The 15,451-nt window shown below is 61.0% G+C and carries 14 protein-coding genes; 9 read left to right on the top strand and 5 right to left on the bottom strand.

From position 1 onward, the window contains the following. The first annotated feature begins 67 nt into the window (after positions 1-67). The 5 genes from ACJ8KE_RS05455 to ACJ8KE_RS05435 all read left to right on the top strand — a co-directional run bounded on the left by ACJ8KE_RS05455 (position 68) and on the right by ACJ8KE_RS05435 (position 5,220). Complete coding sequence (locus ACJ8KE_RS05455; RefSeq protein ID WP_049299349.1) at positions 68-1,678, top strand: inorganic phosphate transporter; 1,611 nt, start codon at positions 68-70, stop codon at positions 1,676-1,678. 26 nt (positions 1,679-1,704) lie between these two features. Further along, complete coding sequence (gene ppk2, locus ACJ8KE_RS05450) at positions 1,705-2,619, top strand: polyphosphate kinase 2 (protein ID WP_261105114.1); 915 nt, start codon at positions 1,705-1,707, stop codon at positions 2,617-2,619. Positions 2,620-2,739: 120 nt separating this feature from the next. Beyond that, the gene (gene nudI, locus ACJ8KE_RS05445) at positions 2,740-3,165 is read left to right on the top strand and encodes a nucleoside triphosphatase NudI (protein WP_016927612.1); all 426 of its coding nucleotides are present in this window, start codon (positions 2,740-2,742) and stop codon (positions 3,163-3,165) included. 93 nt (positions 3,166-3,258) lie between these two features. Further along, positions 3,259-4,095 (top strand): D-alanyl-D-alanine endopeptidase, encoded by an 837-nt coding sequence (gene pbpG / locus ACJ8KE_RS05440; protein WP_197782949.1) that lies wholly within the window; start codon positions 3,259-3,261, stop codon positions 4,093-4,095. A 138-nt stretch (positions 4,096-4,233) separates the two neighbouring features. Continuing rightward, positions 4,234-5,220, top strand: coding sequence for an MsnO8 family LLM class oxidoreductase (locus ACJ8KE_RS05435; protein ID WP_442517149.1), 987 nt, complete (start codon positions 4,234-4,236; stop codon positions 5,218-5,220). Here the strand turns inward: ACJ8KE_RS05435 and ACJ8KE_RS05430 are convergent. Next, a complete protein-coding gene (locus ACJ8KE_RS05430; RefSeq protein ID WP_079452085.1) occupies positions 5,217-6,521 on the bottom strand; it encodes an aminotransferase class I/II-fold pyridoxal phosphate-dependent enzyme in 1,305 nt (434 codons plus the stop codon). The two genes, ACJ8KE_RS05435 and ACJ8KE_RS05430, sit on opposite strands and share 4 nt — an antisense overlap. 66 nt (positions 6,522-6,587) lie before the next feature. On the opposite strand from ACJ8KE_RS05430, the gene ACJ8KE_RS05425 reads away from it, so the two are divergent. The 3 genes from ACJ8KE_RS05425 to ACJ8KE_RS05415 are packed head-to-tail and all read left to right on the top strand — an operon-like array spanning position 6,588 to position 8,401. Beyond that, on the top strand, positions 6,588-6,842 hold the full coding sequence (locus tag ACJ8KE_RS05425; RefSeq protein ID WP_016927608.1) for a hypothetical protein: 255 nt from the start codon (positions 6,588-6,590) through the stop codon (positions 6,840-6,842). Next, entirely contained in the window at positions 6,839-7,555 is a 717-nt protein-coding gene (locus tag ACJ8KE_RS05420; RefSeq protein WP_016927607.1) for a glutamine amidotransferase, read from the top strand. Before ACJ8KE_RS05425 ends, ACJ8KE_RS05420 begins: the two co-directional genes overlap by 4 nt. Before the next feature lie 3 nt (positions 7,556-7,558). Then, positions 7,559-8,401 (top strand): PfkB family carbohydrate kinase, encoded by an 843-nt coding sequence (locus ACJ8KE_RS05415; RefSeq protein ID WP_049299356.1) that lies wholly within the window; start codon positions 7,559-7,561, stop codon positions 8,399-8,401. Positions 8,402-8,444: 43 nt separating this feature from the next. On the opposite strand, the gene ACJ8KE_RS05410 is transcribed toward ACJ8KE_RS05415, so the two are convergent. From ACJ8KE_RS05410 to ACJ8KE_RS05395, 4 genes are all read right to left on the bottom strand, one after another. Continuing rightward, positions 8,445-9,158: a flagellar brake protein gene (locus tag ACJ8KE_RS05410; protein WP_004938226.1), complete on the bottom strand. Its 714-nt coding sequence runs from the start codon at positions 9,156-9,158 to the stop codon at positions 8,445-8,447. Between the two features lie 76 nt (positions 9,159-9,234). Further along, positions 9,235-10,017, bottom strand: a complete 783-nt coding sequence (locus ACJ8KE_RS05405; RefSeq protein WP_143779031.1) for an N-formylglutamate amidohydrolase — start codon at positions 10,015-10,017, stop codon at positions 9,235-9,237. Positions 10,018-10,118: 101 nt separating this feature from the next. Further along, entirely contained in the window at positions 10,119-11,840 is a 1,722-nt protein-coding gene (gene olsF, locus ACJ8KE_RS05400) for an ornithine lipid synthase OlsF (protein ID WP_016927604.1), read from the bottom strand. A gap of 155 nt (positions 11,841-11,995) precedes the next feature. After that, entirely contained in the window at positions 11,996-13,666 is a 1,671-nt protein-coding gene (locus ACJ8KE_RS05395) for a DUF4091 domain-containing protein (protein ID WP_049277961.1), read from the bottom strand. A gap of 465 nt (positions 13,667-14,131) precedes the next feature. On the opposite strand from ACJ8KE_RS05395, the gene ACJ8KE_RS05390 reads away from it, so the two are divergent. After that, positions 14,132-15,385, top strand: coding sequence for an ABC transporter substrate-binding protein (locus ACJ8KE_RS05390; RefSeq protein ID WP_049191746.1), 1,254 nt, complete (start codon positions 14,132-14,134; stop codon positions 15,383-15,385). The last annotated feature ends 66 nt before the right edge of the window (positions 15,386-15,451 follow it).

The following is a 15,451-nucleotide window of genomic DNA, read 5'->3' as shown; positions in this document are numbered from 1 at the left end:
GGCCACATTCATTCAGAATACTTTTCAGGCGACAGCTACCGCATTCAATCCTCTCAGGAAGGTCATTATGAGCGATAACAGCGCCGTTCAAACGGGTGTGCCGGCCGCATCCAGCCTGCCCAAGCTGCATCAAAAGAACAGTCGACTCACTGTTCTTTTTTTTGTGTTCTTATTAATTCTGGGGATCGCGTTCGCCGGAGTGAACTTATTTAACGACGTCAGCGACGCCGGCGCCGTCTATACCAGTTACATTCCGTTTTTATTATTGGGGCTGGCGCTGCTGATCGCGCTGGGCTTTGAATTCGTCAACGGCTTCCACGACACCGCCAATGCGGTCGCGACGGTGATTTACACCCACTCGCTGTCGCCGATGGTCGCCGTGGTGTGGTCCGGTTTCTTCAACTTTCTCGGCGTATTGCTCTCCAGCGGCGTGGTGGCCTTCGGCATCATTTCGCTGCTGCCGGTTGAGCTGATCCTGCAGGCCGGCACCGGCAACGGTTTCGCCATGGTGTACGCCCTGCTGTTCTCCGCCATCATCTGGAACCTCGGCACCTGGTGGCTCGGGCTGCCCGCCTCGTCGTCGCATACGCTGATCGGCTCGATTATCGGCGTCGGCGTGGCCAACGCTCTGATCCACGGCCGCACCGGCACCAGCGGCGTGGACTGGGGCCAGGCGATCAAGGTGGGCTACGCGCTGCTGCTGTCGCCGGTGATCGGCTTCGTGTTCGCCGGCCTGCTGCTGCTGGCGCTGAAGCTGTTCGTCAAGAACCGCCAGCTGTACAGCGCGCCTAAGGACAATAGCCCGCCGCCGCTGTGGATCCGCGGATTGCTGATCCTCACCTGCACCGGCGTTTCCTTTGCCCACGGCTCCAACGACGGGCAGAAAGGCATGGGCCTTATCATGCTGATCCTGGTGGGCACCATGCCGATCGCCTACGCCCTGAACCGTTCGATGCCGCCGGAGCAGATCCCCCGGGTGGCGGCGCTGGCGGAAGTGACAAAAAACGAGCTGCTGCGCCAGTTCCCGGCCGGCGGCCAAACGCCGCCGCGCGAGGTGCTGACCGGCTATGTGCGCACCAGCGAACTGACGCCGGAGGTGGTGCCGGCGCTGGCGCAGCTGGCCGGCGCGATCGGCGATCAAATCCGTCAGTACGGCTCGGTCGACAAGATCCCGGCACAAGCGGTGTCGAACACCCGCAATGACATGTACCTGGCGTCCGAGACCATCAAGCACCTGAAGGCAGAGCGTCAGTTGCAGATCAATTCCGATGCGCAGCGCAACCTCGACGCGTTGAAAGGCGAACTCGACAACGCCACCCGCTTCATTCCCTTTTGGGTGAAAGTGGTGGTGGCGATTGCGCTGGGGCTCGGCACCATGGTTGGCTGGCGCCGCATCGTGGTGACGGTGGGCGAAAAGATCGGTAAATCGCACCTGACCTACGCCCAGGGCGCCAGCGCCGAACTGGTGGCGATGACCACCATCGGCGCGGCCGACGCCTTCGGTTTGCCGGTTTCGACCACGCACGTACTTTCGTCCGGCATCGCCGGCACCATGGCCGCCAACCGCTCCGGCCTGCAGATGGCCACCCTGCGCAATCTGCTGATGGCCTGGGTGCTGACGCTGCCGGCCTCGGTACTGCTGTCGGCGGTGCTGTACTGGATCTTCAACCATTTCTAACACCGGGCTGACACGGAGAAAATCTGATGACCATGCATGAATTCAACCGCGATGACGGTTTCAACCAGCGCCTGCTGCAAGAATTTTACGACAGCTACGATGAAGAGCTGGAAATGGAGCTGGACGACCTGCGCTTCGACGCGGCAGAAGTCGACAGCGACGCGAAGAAAGCCTGGCGCAAACAATACTTCCGCGAACTGCTGCGCCTGCAGGGCGAACTGGTGAAGCTGCAGGATTGGGTGATGCGCACCGGCCACCGGCTGGTGATCCTCTTCGAAGGCCGCGACGCCGCCGGCAAGGGCGGCGTGATCAAACGCATCACCCAGCGTCTCAACCCGCGCACCTGTCGCGTGGCGGCGCTGCCGGCGCCGAACGACCGCGAACGCACCCAGTGGTATTTTCAGCGCTATATCGCGCATCTGCCCGCCGCCGGCGAAATGGTGCTGTTCGACCGCAGCTGGTATAACCGCGCCGGCGTGGAACGCGTGATGGGCTTTTGCAACGACGAAGAGTACGAGGAGTTTTTCCGCAGCGTGCCGGAATTCGAAAAAATGCTGACGCGCAGCGGCATCCAAATCGTCAAATACTGGTTTTCGATCACCGATGAGGAGCAGGAGCTGCGTTTCCTCAGCCGCATTCACGATCCGCTCAAGCAGTGGAAGCTCAGCCCGATGGATCTGGAAAGCCGCCGCCGCTGGGAAGACTACACCGAGGCCAAAGAAATCATGTTAGCGCGCACTAACATTTCCGAGGCGCCCTGGTGGGTGGTTCAGGGCGTCGACAAGAAAAAGGCCCGCTTGAACTGCATCACCCACCTGCTGCAACAAGTGCCTTATGAGGAAGCCGAAGGCAACGTCATCACGCTGCCGCAGCGCAAACGCAGCCCGGAGTACCACCGTAACCCGGTGCCGGACAACATGGTGGTGCCGGAAATCTACTGACCGTAGCGCAGAGAGGCGGTTGCCGCAGCTCTGCGCAAATGCAACGCTTTGATTTCTCTCACGCTAAGGGGCCAAACCCCATGTTAAAGTGGCTGCTTTCCATTTTGACAGGAGTCTTCCATGCGCCAACGCATCATTGTCTGCCCGCTGATTGAAAACGATAACGCCTTCCTGCTGTGCAAAATGGCGGCGCACAAGGGCGTGTTTCCCGGCCAGTGGGCGCTGTCCGGCGGCGGCGTCGAGCCGGGTGAACAAATAGAACAGGCGCTGCGGCGCGAAGTGCGCGAAGAGTTGGGCGCCGCGCTGATCCTCGACAACATCATGCCCTGGACCTTCCGCGATGACGTGCGCATCAAAACTTACGCCGACGGCAGCCAGGAGCAAATCTACATGATTTACCTGATTTTCGACTGCCATGCCGCCAACCGCGACGTGACGATCAACGACGAGTTCGACGACTACGCCTGGGTGCCGCGCGAGCGTCTCGCGGACTACGATTTGAACGAGGCCACCCGCTTCACCCTGCGACAAAAGGGATTGTTGTAACAGTTTGAGCGATTATCACCCTATTTCCTTCACATTTGCCGGGCAGACTCTTTTGATATTTTTTAATCACTTAGGGTCACTATTGCCGCCGTTATGCTTTTATCTCACGCTTTTCTCCGTCTGCCTGTCCGGCGCTTCGGCGCCGCCCTCCTGTTCAGCCTGCTGTTCGTGTTGGCGCCCGCGCATGCTGCGGCGCCGCCGCTGGTGCTGAATGCAAAATCGGTGCTGGTCGTCAATCAACGCACCGGAAAGACCCTCTATCAGAAGCAGCCGAACCGCGTGCTGCCGATCGCCTCGCTCACCAAGCTGATGACCGCCATGGTCGCCCTGGACAGCAAACGTCCGATGGCCAGCAAGCTCAAAGTCACCGCCGCCGATCGCGATCTGCTGAAGAAAACCCATTCGCGCCTGACCATCGGCTCGGTGCTCAGCCGCCGCGACATGCTGCACATCGCCCTGATGTCTTCGGAGAACCGCGCCGCCGCCGCGCTGAGCCGCAATTATCCCGGCGGACGCAAGGCCTTCGTGTCGAAAATGAATCAGAAAGCGCGCGCCATCGGCATGAAACGCGCCCGCTTCTACGATCCGACCGGGCTGACGCCGCGCAACGTGGCGACCGCCAACGATCTGCTGAAGATGGTCAATCACGCCTATCGCTATCAGTCAATTCGCCGCTTCAGTACCGACAAGCAGCAGATCGTGCGCCCCGGCCGCGGCCAGTTGGTCTACCGCAGCTCCAACGGCCTGATCAACAACCCCGCCTGGAAGATCCAGCTGCAGAAAACCGGCTTTACCGACGAGGCCGGTCACTGCCTGGTGATGCGCACCACCATCAAGGGGCAGCCGGTGGTGATGATCCTGCTCGGCGCACAGCCGCGTTACGGCCACTACCGTGACGCCATTCGTCTGAAGGCCTGGCTCGAGGGGTAACACCGCGGCGCTTTACCGTTCTGCGCATATCCAAATCCGTTTTGGATCAATGGAATATCCTATCGCCAATCAGTATTAAGGCGCACGCCGCCCACATGGTATTTGTCTGGCATATCTGATGAGGAAAGGAGCGGGAAAATGGCTTATGCCTTGAGCATATTGGAAAAGAGTCCGATCGCCGAAGGGGAAAGCGCCGCGCAGGCGCTGGCGCGCACGCTGCATCTGGCGCAACAGGCGGAACGCTGGGGATATCGGCGTTTCTGGTTAGCGGAACACCACAATACGCCGCAGCTCGCCTGCCCGTCGCCGGAGGTGTTGATCGGTTATCTGCTCGGCCAAACGTCGCGCATTCGCATCGGCTCCGGCGGCGTGATGCTGCAGCACTACAGCGCCTACAAGGTGGCCGAAAACTTCAACCTGCTGGCGGCGCTGGCGCCGGGGCGCGTCGATCTCGGGGTGGGCAAAGCGCCCGGCGGGCTGCCGCTCGCCACCCAGGCGCTGCAGGCCGCCCATAACCGGCAAAACAAACCGGCCTTCCCGCAGCAGCTGTCGCAGTTGACCGCGTACCTGAACGACGACGCCGAACCGGGCCTGAGCGCCACGCCGTTGCCGCCGCACGCCGCCCAGCGCTTTTTGCTCGGCGCCAGTAAAGAGAGCGCGACGCTGGCGGCTGAATCCGGCTGGGCCTTCGTGTTCGCCGCGCATCTGAACGGCAATCCGCAAGACATTAGAGAAGCGCTGGAGCACTACACCGCACACAGCGGCGGCCGCAAGGGGCTGCTGGCGGTGGCGGCGATCGTGGCGCAGAGCCCGGAACAGGCCGCGACGCTGGCGGCGGATATTCAGCAATACCGCGTGCACGTCGCTGGTGAGCAGAGCGTGACCGTCGGCAGCCTGGCCCAGGCCGAGAGTTTCGTGCAACAGGCCGGCGCCACCGACTACCGCATCGAGCCGCGAGAAAGCCATGTTCTGCTCGGCACCGCGCCGCAGGTGCATCAGCAACTGGCGCAGCTGCAGCAGCAGTACGGCGTGGACGAGTTCATCATCGACACGCCGATCGCCGAACCGGTCGCCCGGTTAGCTTCGCTGCAGTTACTGGCGGAGGAGAGTTTGACGCCGGCCTAGTTGATCGCCGCCCCGGCCCGCATGGCGTCGGTCAGATCCTGCGCCAGTGGCGCCAACTGCGCCGGCGTGACGTTAGCCAGGCTGACGCGGAGCGCCGGGCCGCCCTTCAGGCGGAAAGGTTCACCGCCCTGCACCAACCACCCCCGCTGCGCCATCAGCTGCGCGGCGGCGGTTTCCGACCGCACCGGCAACCACAGATGCAGCCCTTCACCCACCGCCAGCGCCGTGTGATTCAATGCATTGAGCCGCTGCACCAGTTCATCCCTTCTGGCCTGATATGCCTGTTGCGCCCGCTGCAGTTGCCCTTCCTGCAAGGCCTGTCTCCACAGCCTGGCGGCGATCTGCTGCAAGATATGGCTGACCCAGCGTTCGCTGATGTACTGATCGGCGCGCATCGCCTGCAGCAACGTCGGGTCACCGCAGGCCAGCGCGATGCGCAGATCCGGGCTGAGAAACTTGCTCAGCGACAGCACATACAGGCCGCGATCGCCGTCGAACGGCAGATGCAGCGGCTGCTGCGACAACGGCCCCCAGAAATCGTCGACGATCGCCAGACACTGCGGATTGTCGCGCAGAAAACGCCGCCACTGCTGCGCGCGTTGCGCAGAGAGCGAGACGCCGGTCGGATTGTGGGCGCGCGGCGTCAGGATCACCGCGCCGGCCGCCCCGCTTTCCGGCAACCGACAACCCTGTTCATCTACCGCCAGCGGCAGCGGCCGCAGACGCAGGTGGCGCAACAGCGTCAATAGCGGCGGCCAGCAGGGATCTTCCACCCACACCGCCGCGCCCGGCTGCACATGGCAGCGCAGCGCCTTTTCCATCGCATCCAGCGCGCCGGAGAACACCGCCGGCTCCCCCAGCGCGACGCCCTGGCGGCCGAGCCACTCGCGCCCCAGACCGGTCAATACCGGCAGATCGCCGCTGATGTCATAACCATTTTGCTGCGGGAACGCCTCCGCCGCGCCAAGCGCCAACGCCGGCAACAATGCGGCATCCAGATTGCCGCTGGCCAGATCGCACATCCCCGCCGGCACCTGACGCGGCGTATAGGCCGCACTCATCGCCGCCAGCGGCGGCTCCAGCACCACCGTTCCCGCCCGCCCGCGCGTCGCCACCAGACCGGCATCGCGCAATCGGGCGTAAGCGCTGGCGACGGTATTCGGATTGACCTCCAGCTCCGCCGCCAGTTGGCGTACCGGCGGCAACAGCTCGCCCGGCCGCAGCGCGCCGTCTTTGATGCGTGCGGCGATCTGCTCGGCAATCTGGACAGCGCCGCCGCCTTTTGCATACAATGAAGTCATACATAAATCCTTTTGTACTAGTTCAAATAAGATTACCCGTTTCCGCGGCCAAAAGTAAGGGGTTCCATGGATAAACATTACGTGCTCGACATTCAGTATGCAGGAAAAGCCTTTGCCCGCCTGCAGATGTTCACCCCCTGGGCAGCCGATCAGCTGGAACAGGCGTGCGCGCTGTTCCCGGCCGCGCAGGGTTATCAGGTGCAGCTCAGCCAGGTCAGCGAACGCCGCATCGTCTACCAGAGCGGCGCGCAAGGCATCACGGTGCTGGGCGAGTCGCTGGCGCTGACGCCGTTCACCCACGCTAGCGAGGTTAAACAATGAAAAAAGCCGTCGCCATTCGACACGTCAATTTTGAAAACCTGGGTATCCTCGGTTCCCTGCTCTCGCTGCGTGGCTATCAGATCGATTATTACGATGCCGGCCGCGATGATATTCGTGCTATCAATAATGAAGAGACCGATCTGTTGGTGGTGCTCGGCGGGCCGATCAGCGCCGCCCAGCACTTTTCCGGTGAGCAGCGCTACGATTTTCTCGACCATGAATTGGCGTTGGTCAAACAGCGCCTGGCGCAGCGGCGACCGACCCTCGGGGTGTGTCTCGGCGCGCAGGTGATCGCCCAAGCGCTGGGCGCCGACGTGATCTCGCTCGGCGTCAAAGAGATCGGCTTCGCCCCGCTGACCACGCTCGCGGCACAAGACGACTCGGTGCTGGCGCCGCTGGCCGATACGCCGGTGCTGCATTGGCACGGCGATATGTTCATGATCCCGGACGGCGCCCGCTGCCTGGCCGGCACGGCGATTTGCCCGCATCAGGCTTTCGACTATCAGGGGTTCGCGCTCGGCCTGCAGTTCCATCTGGAGGCGGATCACCGCGATATCGAACGCTGGCTGATTGGCCATGCCTGCGAGCTGGAACTGGCCGACATCGCGCCCCAGAGCCTGCGCGAACAGGCGGCGCGCCACGGCGCGCAGCTGGAACAGCGCGCGCGGCAGGTGTTCGCCCGCTGGCTGGATAATAACGAACCAAGGATGTAACTCATGCAACAGGCTTCACCCTTGCGGTCACCGTCCATCGACGTGATCAGCATTCAATCTCAGGTGGTCTACGGCAGCGTCGGCAACGGCATCGCCTACCGCGCTCTGCTGAAAAAGGGGCTGGAAGCGCTGCAGGTGCCCAGCGTGCTGTTCGGCTGCCCGCCCTATTACGGCAAGCCGCACGGCGGCGTCATCTCCGGCGAGTGGTTCGGCGGTTTTCTCGACGATCTGATCGCCCGCGGCGTGATGAAACGCACCCGGGCGGTGATCGTCGGTTACCTGGGCGACGTGATGCAGTGCCATATTCTGGCCAACTGGCTGCAGCGGGTGCGCGCCCTCAATCCGCAGATAAGGATCTATATCGATCCGGTGATGGGCGATTACGGCGAAGGGATCTACGTGGATGAGCGCATCGTCAACTGCTATCGCTCGCCGTTCCTGCGGCTGGCCAACGGCCTGACGCCGAACGGTTTCGAACTGGAGCAGCTGTGCGGCCGCTCTCTGAGCAGCCGGGAGCAGACGCAACGCGCCGCGCAGGCGCTGTTGAACGACACCACCGAATGGGTGCTGGTCACCAGCGCGCCGGGCGTCGCGCAGCGCGAAGACGAGGTGGGATTGATGCTGGTCACCCGGCAGGAAACGCAGTGCTTTACCCATCCGAAGGTTAAATCGGCGGTCAAAGGCACCGGCGATCTGTTCACCGCACTGCTGGTGAGCCATTTGCTGCGCGGCGCCGCGCTCGACGCGGCCGTGGTCGCCGCCGGGGGCGAAGTGTGCGACGTGCTGGCCGAAGCGGCGCATTTCGGTTGGGAAGAGATCGGCAGCCTACGGGCGTTAAAGCCGTAAGGCCGGTGGAGAGTCAGGGGCAGCGTGCCGCCCCTGATACCTATCAGCGTTTTTTCTTTTTGTTGAAATCCAGCTCGAAGGCGAACACCGCGCTCTGAATTTTGCGTTCCATCGCCAGCCCCAGCTTGAGGAAACGGCACGACAGGCGCGAGAAGTGCACCACCTGATCGTTATCGTCGGTTTCCTGATCGTCGTTGACCACCACCAGCTCCATGTTGACCTTGAAGCTGCCGTAGCTGCCCAGATCCAACTCCGCTTTCTTGAACTGCAGACCTGGCTGGAAGAAATCCGGCAGCGGGCCGTCGAAGCGCAAACCGACGCCGCCGGCGGACAGATCGTGGATCCGCAGCTCGTACGGCGTGCCGTCCGGGTATTCGCCGGTACAGAAGAATTGGCGCCAGTGCGGCGTGGTGATGCGGAACTGACGGCGGCGCTGGATGTAAACCAACTCCTGCGGCAGCCGGGTCGAGCAGGCCTGGACGCCCTGATGTTCGGTCAATTCCGCCTGGCCGACGGAAAACTCGATTTTGGCGTCGTGGCTTTCAATCACGATGGTGCAGGCGCCGTCGATGGCGTTTTCCGCTTCCTCACCGCTAAACACGATATTGTCCGGCCCGACGCTCAATAACAGACTTTGAAACCGGTGCTGCTGATTTTCTACGCGCAGCGGCGTGCGTTGTTTGCAAATTTCACGCAGAATCGCCAGAACTTCAAAACGCTCCCGTTTGATAAACAGTCCGTTATCGCTGTGCTCCACACGTCTCTCCTGACTTTTTTTCTAATGGCGTATTACGTATTCCTTACGGTTATCATCTCTGGGAATATTCCTAAAGTCAAATTTGCCAGCGCTGCCAGGCCTGCGGCAGCAGGCGTGCGAAACGTTTCGCCCACGCCTGCTGCCCGCGTTCATCGGCGATCAGATCCTGGCGGATTTCGATGCCGACATAAGGCAAACCGCGCCGTTCCGCATGCACCGGCAACGTGTAGTCGGTGGCGTCGGTCATTGCATAGGGCTCGTTGATCCCCACCTGCAAATCCCCCTCTTCGCGCAGCAGTTCGGCCAGCAGCAGCGCAAATTCCGGGTAGCGATTAAACAGCAGCCCCACCTGCCAGGGGCGCGATTCCCCTTTGAACACCGGCGTGAAGCTGTGCATGGCGATCACCGCCGTCGGCAGTTCGCGCAGCTGACGTTGCCCCAAATGATCGTCGATGGCGTGGTGATACGGCAAAAACACCTCACGCTCGCGCGCCAGCGCGTGCGCGGCGTCGATACCGATATTGCCGGGTATCGGCGTCAGTTCGGACAAATGCGGGATCGAGCTGGCGATGCCGGGCGCCCGATTGCAGTCGATCACCAGCCGTGAGTAACGCTGGTGGATCAGGGTGGCGTCCAGTTGGCGGCTCAGATGGCGCGACACGCTCAGCGCGCCGATATCCCAGCCGATGTGGCGTTCAATCTCCCCCGGCGGCAAACCGAGATCGCCAAGAGATTGCGGTATCGCCTTGCCGGCGTGATCGCACAGCAGCAAAAAGGGCGCTTTGCCGCGCGGGATTTCAACGGCAGCTGCGGGCGGTTCATCGGCGGACAATAGCGGCGGGATAAACGAATGGGGCATGACAGGCTCCGGCGGTGGAAAGCAAAACGTTTATCGTAGCGCTATCCCGTCGCCGGCCCCAAGGTCGTGCTTAGATCAAAAAGGCATGAGTCAGACTATAGTCATGCCGTCTCGGCCGGCTGCGGCTGGTGCACCGCGATATAACGCTGATACCGCGACGGCTTGAGCCGCGTGGTATCCACCAGCACCAATCCGTCGATACAGTTGTTGAACGCCGGATCGGTGCCGAAATCGATAAACTGTACCCCGCCCGGCTCGCACAGCTCGGTGTACTGCTTGTACAGCGTTGGGATCGAGCAGCCGATATTGCTGAGCAGGCTCTTCAGCCGCACCAGATCTTCCTGATAGTTGTCCCCGGCAAACTGCGCCAGCACCTGCGGCAGCGACGCCGGATAAGGCCGCCGCGACTGCCCGAACGCGTGATCCGGCGAGAAATAGAGCCGATAGAAGGCGATCAGCAAGTCACGTGCTGCCAGCGGCATGCCGCCGGAGATCGACACCGGGCCGAACAGATAGCGGTACTGCGGGTATTTCGACAGATAGGCGCCGATGCCCAGCCACAAATAGTCCAGCCCGCGCTTGCCCCAATAGGCCGGCTGAATAAAGCTGCGCCCCAGCTCAATGCCCTGCGCCAGGATCGGTTCCATATCGCGGTCATAATGGAACAGGCTGTTGCTGTAGATGCTTTCCAGCCCTTTGCGCGCGATTTGTTCGGCGGTAGGGATAAAGCGATAGGCGCCGACGATCTCCAGCTCCTCCTCATCCCACAGCACCAGGTGGTAGTAATCGTCGTCGTAGCTGTCCAGATCGCGGCGGCGGCCGGATCCTTCCCCCACCGCGCGGAAGGCGATCTCGCGCAGGCGCCCCAGCTCGCGCAGGATTGGCGTACGCGCTTCGTCATGGCGACGATAGAGATAGATGGTTTTACCGTCCGGCGTTACCCCCAACCGTTCGCAGTTCGCCAGCGCCTTTTTCAGCTCAAGACGATCTTCCGGCAGCGCGATCGGCGACTCGCTGGCGAACAGCCCCGGCTTGCCCTGGCCCAGGCGATAGACGTGGCGGCGAAAACGCTCCGCCAGATCCTTGGCGCTGGTGTGGCCGTCGTGCCAGTTGGCGAACGGCACGCGGCCGCCCACGCGGATCTTGATGCGCCCGCCCCGCTGCTGGAACATTTCGCGCACCAGCAGCAACGTCGACAGCGGCCGGTAGACCAGTGAGGTAAAGTAGAACAGGTTGCTGTTGCGTGCGCTGATGTGGATTGGCACGATCGGCGCGCGCGCTTTGGCGGCCAGGCGCAGAAAACCGGTATGCCAGTGGCCGTCGCGGATGCCTTTCGGGCTCATGCGCGACACTTCGCCGGCCGGGAACAGGATTAGCGCGCCCTGATTGTCCAGTTGTTGCTGCATGCCTTCAATCTGTTTGCGGCTGGTTTTATAAGCGACGTTATCCACCGGCACGAACAGGCTGCGCAGCGGTTCAATGTAGGTCAGCAGTTGGCTGGCCACCACTTTCACATCCGGGCGCACCGCCGCAACGGCGCGCAGCAGCACCAGGCCGTCGAGCGAACCGATCGGGTGATTGGCCACGAGCACCACCGGCCCCTGGCTCGGGATGTTTTCCAGATCGCCGTCCACCAGTTCGCAGCTGAGGTTAAAGTAGTCCACCACCTGCTCGATCAGATCGAGCCCTTTCAGGTGGGGATAATCGGCGGCGAACTGCTTGAATTCTTTTTCGAAGAGAAGGGTTCTTAGCAGGCTGCGCTGCCAGGCAGGGGTATTGCGGTGTGGAAATGCATCTTGCAACAGAGAATCCAGGCTGAACATCGCGTTATCTCCTGACGTAGTCGCTGCAAACTTAAGCCAGAGCCGTGACTCTGACGTGTCAGTTACATGACAATAAAGTGAATCCATCGACTATCAGGTATAGCAAAGTAATGGCGAATTGGGAGCGAAAGACGCATTTTCGCCCCCACTTGCCTTCACATCGGCGCTAGCAACGCTTCGATGCGGCGGTTTACCGCGTCGCGCAGGCGCAGCAGCGGCCCGGCCTGGTGCGGATAACGCTTGAAGGTGATGCGCATGCCCAGCTCGCGTTCGATCAGCGCCTCAACCGTCGGCCGGTCGGTCAGACTCTCCAGCAGTTGCAGCGCGCGCATGTCCTGCAGCCCCTGATGCAGCACCCGCAGGCGCAGCGACTCCACCGGCTGCAGATCATCGCCCGGATAGACCACGAACGGATCGCCGGAGGGAAACGCATGGCCGCTGTCGGTCACGGCATAAGGATTGATACGTTCGAGCGAATGGGCGCTGTTATAGAAGTTGAATCCCCAATGCAGGAAGCCGGCGATGCGGTACAGATAGAGCTGCACGCCCAATATGCGGTTGCGCGCCGAAGGCTGGGCGAAGAACCGGTTGGCGACCTCGGTCTTCTGCACGCAGCAGTAATAGGCCCACAGGCCAGGCACCCGGTGTTCGATAAAGGGCTCAATATGATCGGTGGCGGCGACCGGGATTTCCACCAGGCCTCGCTGATAGAAAGCGAAATCCGACAGCGCATCGAAAGTGCGAAAGCCATCCAGTAGCGGCAGCAGCGCGGCGCTGGCGCGCCGGTAGGCCGCCAGGTTGTCCAGCGTCGGCTCATCGGAAACATGGAACCACACCTGTCGTTCCAACCCCCGCTCGCGGAACCAGGCGGTCAATTCGGGCAGCAGCGCCTGCAGGAAACGCTGATACGGTTCGCCCTGCGCATCGGTGTGCCAGCCGAACAGCGGTCGCGCCTCGCCCTGCTCCTCCACCACGATCTTCGGCGCATGCGCCGCGCCCCATTGGGTAAACAACGGCGCGATTTCGAAGTGCTCGATGCCCTCTTCCTGCGCCAACGCCACCCACTGCGCCAGGCGGCTGAAATCGAAGCGATACCCCTGCGCGGAACGCGACACCCTCACCAACTGCACCGTGGTGCGTTCACCGCCGACGGCGGTATCCAGCGGCGGCGTAAACAGCGGCGTCAGCAGCATATTGACCCCGCTATGCACCGCGCAGCGCACAAAGTTGCGCACCGCGCGCCAATAATCCGGGCTGAACACCGCCAGACGGTAGTAATCCGCCAGGCAGTCGGTGTGCAGCCACTCGGTGTGCAACAGCGTTTGCGGCGGCAACGCCGCCGGCACCAGATGCAGCGTCAGCGTGGCCTCGGCCAGCGCCTCGCCGCTCTGGGCATCCCGCAGCCGCAGGGTCAACGGAAAGTCGCCGGCCAGTTGCGCGTCGGCCGGCGGCGTCAGGGTCAACCACAGGCTGCCATAATAGCGGCAGGCGGCAAAAAAACGCCGTTGCGGCAGCGGTATCAGCGGATCGGGAAATAAGCCCGGCTCAGTCGTCAGGTAATTCTCATCGGTCTCGCGATAACAGGGAAAACCGCTCGGCACCGATTGCACCTGGCGCACGCTGATATACTCCGCCAGCGGCCCATCGAGTTGATAACACAGCTCATGGCGAGTCTCGTTGCCCGGGGTTTGCAAACAGTACACCGCCTGCCAGGACAGCACCTCGTTATTTAACCCACTCAACCGATTTTCCACGGCAATGGGCGGCATATTTTGGCGATGAAATACTTTCTCCAGGCAATGCGTAAATACCAGAGACAGGCGCATGATATTCCGCCCTCTTTATTATGGATGAATAAGTGTTGTGAGATTCAGGCTAGCGTCTTTTATCGACACAAACAATAGCCGGCAATAAAAAACGTTTGCGCGCCCTCCCTGGACAGCCTCAGCAAGATTTTTTTGTTTATTTGCATCACAAAAATGAAAGAAGCTGAAGCTTGCACAATAAAAATATTTTTAATCCCCATTATGGTGCAAGGGTTATCAGTTATTCCTATGCCTGCGAAGGCCGCTAAATGCCGCGCCACCGGGGAAAAACCCCGCATAAAGGTTAATGAAATGTGAACAAGAGCGCCTTTCGCTTGACCGTGAAAGCCTTTCGATTTTAACAACAACGAAACATTGACGCCCCATTTTTGGGCGTTTGGGGGTGTATTGACACATTGAAAGTTAAGGGATAGAAAGAATTTACGTTGCGAAAAACGCTATTCGTCGCTCACCGAGGGGAAAGCAATGTCACCGATAAAAAATACCGGCCGCTTGCTGGCACATTCTATTCTTGCCAGCGCATTATTATTACCCACGCTGCTCCATGCCGCAGATAAAATAACTTTGCGCTATGCCGTTTGGGACAGAAATCAATTACCCGCCGAACAGGAGATTGCCAAGCGCTTTGAACAGGCCAATCCGGATATAAAAATAGAAATAGAATTAACCCCCTCGGCGCAATATTTCGTTAAATTAGATTCCGCCGCCGCCGGCGGCGTAGCGCCAGATATATTCTGGATCAATATGCCTTATTTTGTGCAGTACGCTAAAAACGGCATTATGGAGCCGTTGGCGCCCTATATTAAGGACAGCGGCCTTAAGCTGGACGACGTGGTCGCCAGCTCGGTGAAAGCCTATCAGTATGACGGTCAGCAGATGGCCATCCCGCGCGACGTCGATTCCATCGCCGTGTGGTACAACAAAAAGCTGTTCGATCAGGCCGGCGTCAGCTATCCCACCAACGACTGGAGCTGGGACGATCTGAAGAGCAAGGCCGCCGCGCTGAAAAACGGGCTGAAAGGCGCCGCCTTCCCGCTGGTGATGGATCTCAGCATCGACGGTCAGGACAGTTACATGAACCTGCTGTTCCAAAACGGCAACCACATCGTGCCGAAAGACGGCCAGCCCACCGACATCGCCAACGACAGATCCCTCTGGGTCTACCAACAGCTGCAGGGCATGATGAAAGACGGCCTGATGCCAAGCGCCCAGCAAATGAGCGAAGTCAAAACCGAGAATATCTTCCAGTCCAACCGCGCCGCGATGGTCTATGCCGGCTCCTGGCTGGCGGCGCCGTTCGCCAATAACCCGCTGATCAACGACCACATCGGCGTGGTGATGATGCCCAAAATTGAACGCCAGTCCGGCGTGGCGCACAGTCTGGCCTTCGCCATGTCGGCGAAAAGCGCCCACAAGCAGGCCGCCTGGAAATATATCGCCTTCATGAGCAGCGAAGCCTCGCAGGCGGAGCTGGCCAAGGTGGTGATCCCGGCCAACAAGACGGCGGCCAAGGTCTGGGCGCAGCAGATCCAAAAGGTTGACGTCACGCCTTATATCCAGACCCTTGAAGTGACCCAGGCTTACCCCACCGCCGGCACCAATACGCCGAAGTGGCAAAACATGTGGATCGCCAGCCTGAAAAAGATCTTTATGGGCGCGGACGCTAAGCAGGAAATGGACAAATCGGTCAAGAAGATCGCGCGCGTCATGGAGCAGTAATCACCCCGCCGCGGCGCGCAGCCCCGAGCGCGCGCCGCGGGGGAACCACGCTGAACGTCATAGGTG

It is taken from the genome of Serratia sp. CY56464, assembly GCF_052168435.1.
Taxonomy (GTDB): Bacteria; Pseudomonadota; Gammaproteobacteria; order Enterobacterales; family Enterobacteriaceae; genus Serratia; species Serratia marcescens.
This window is presented reverse-complemented; position numbering and strand designations above follow the sequence as displayed.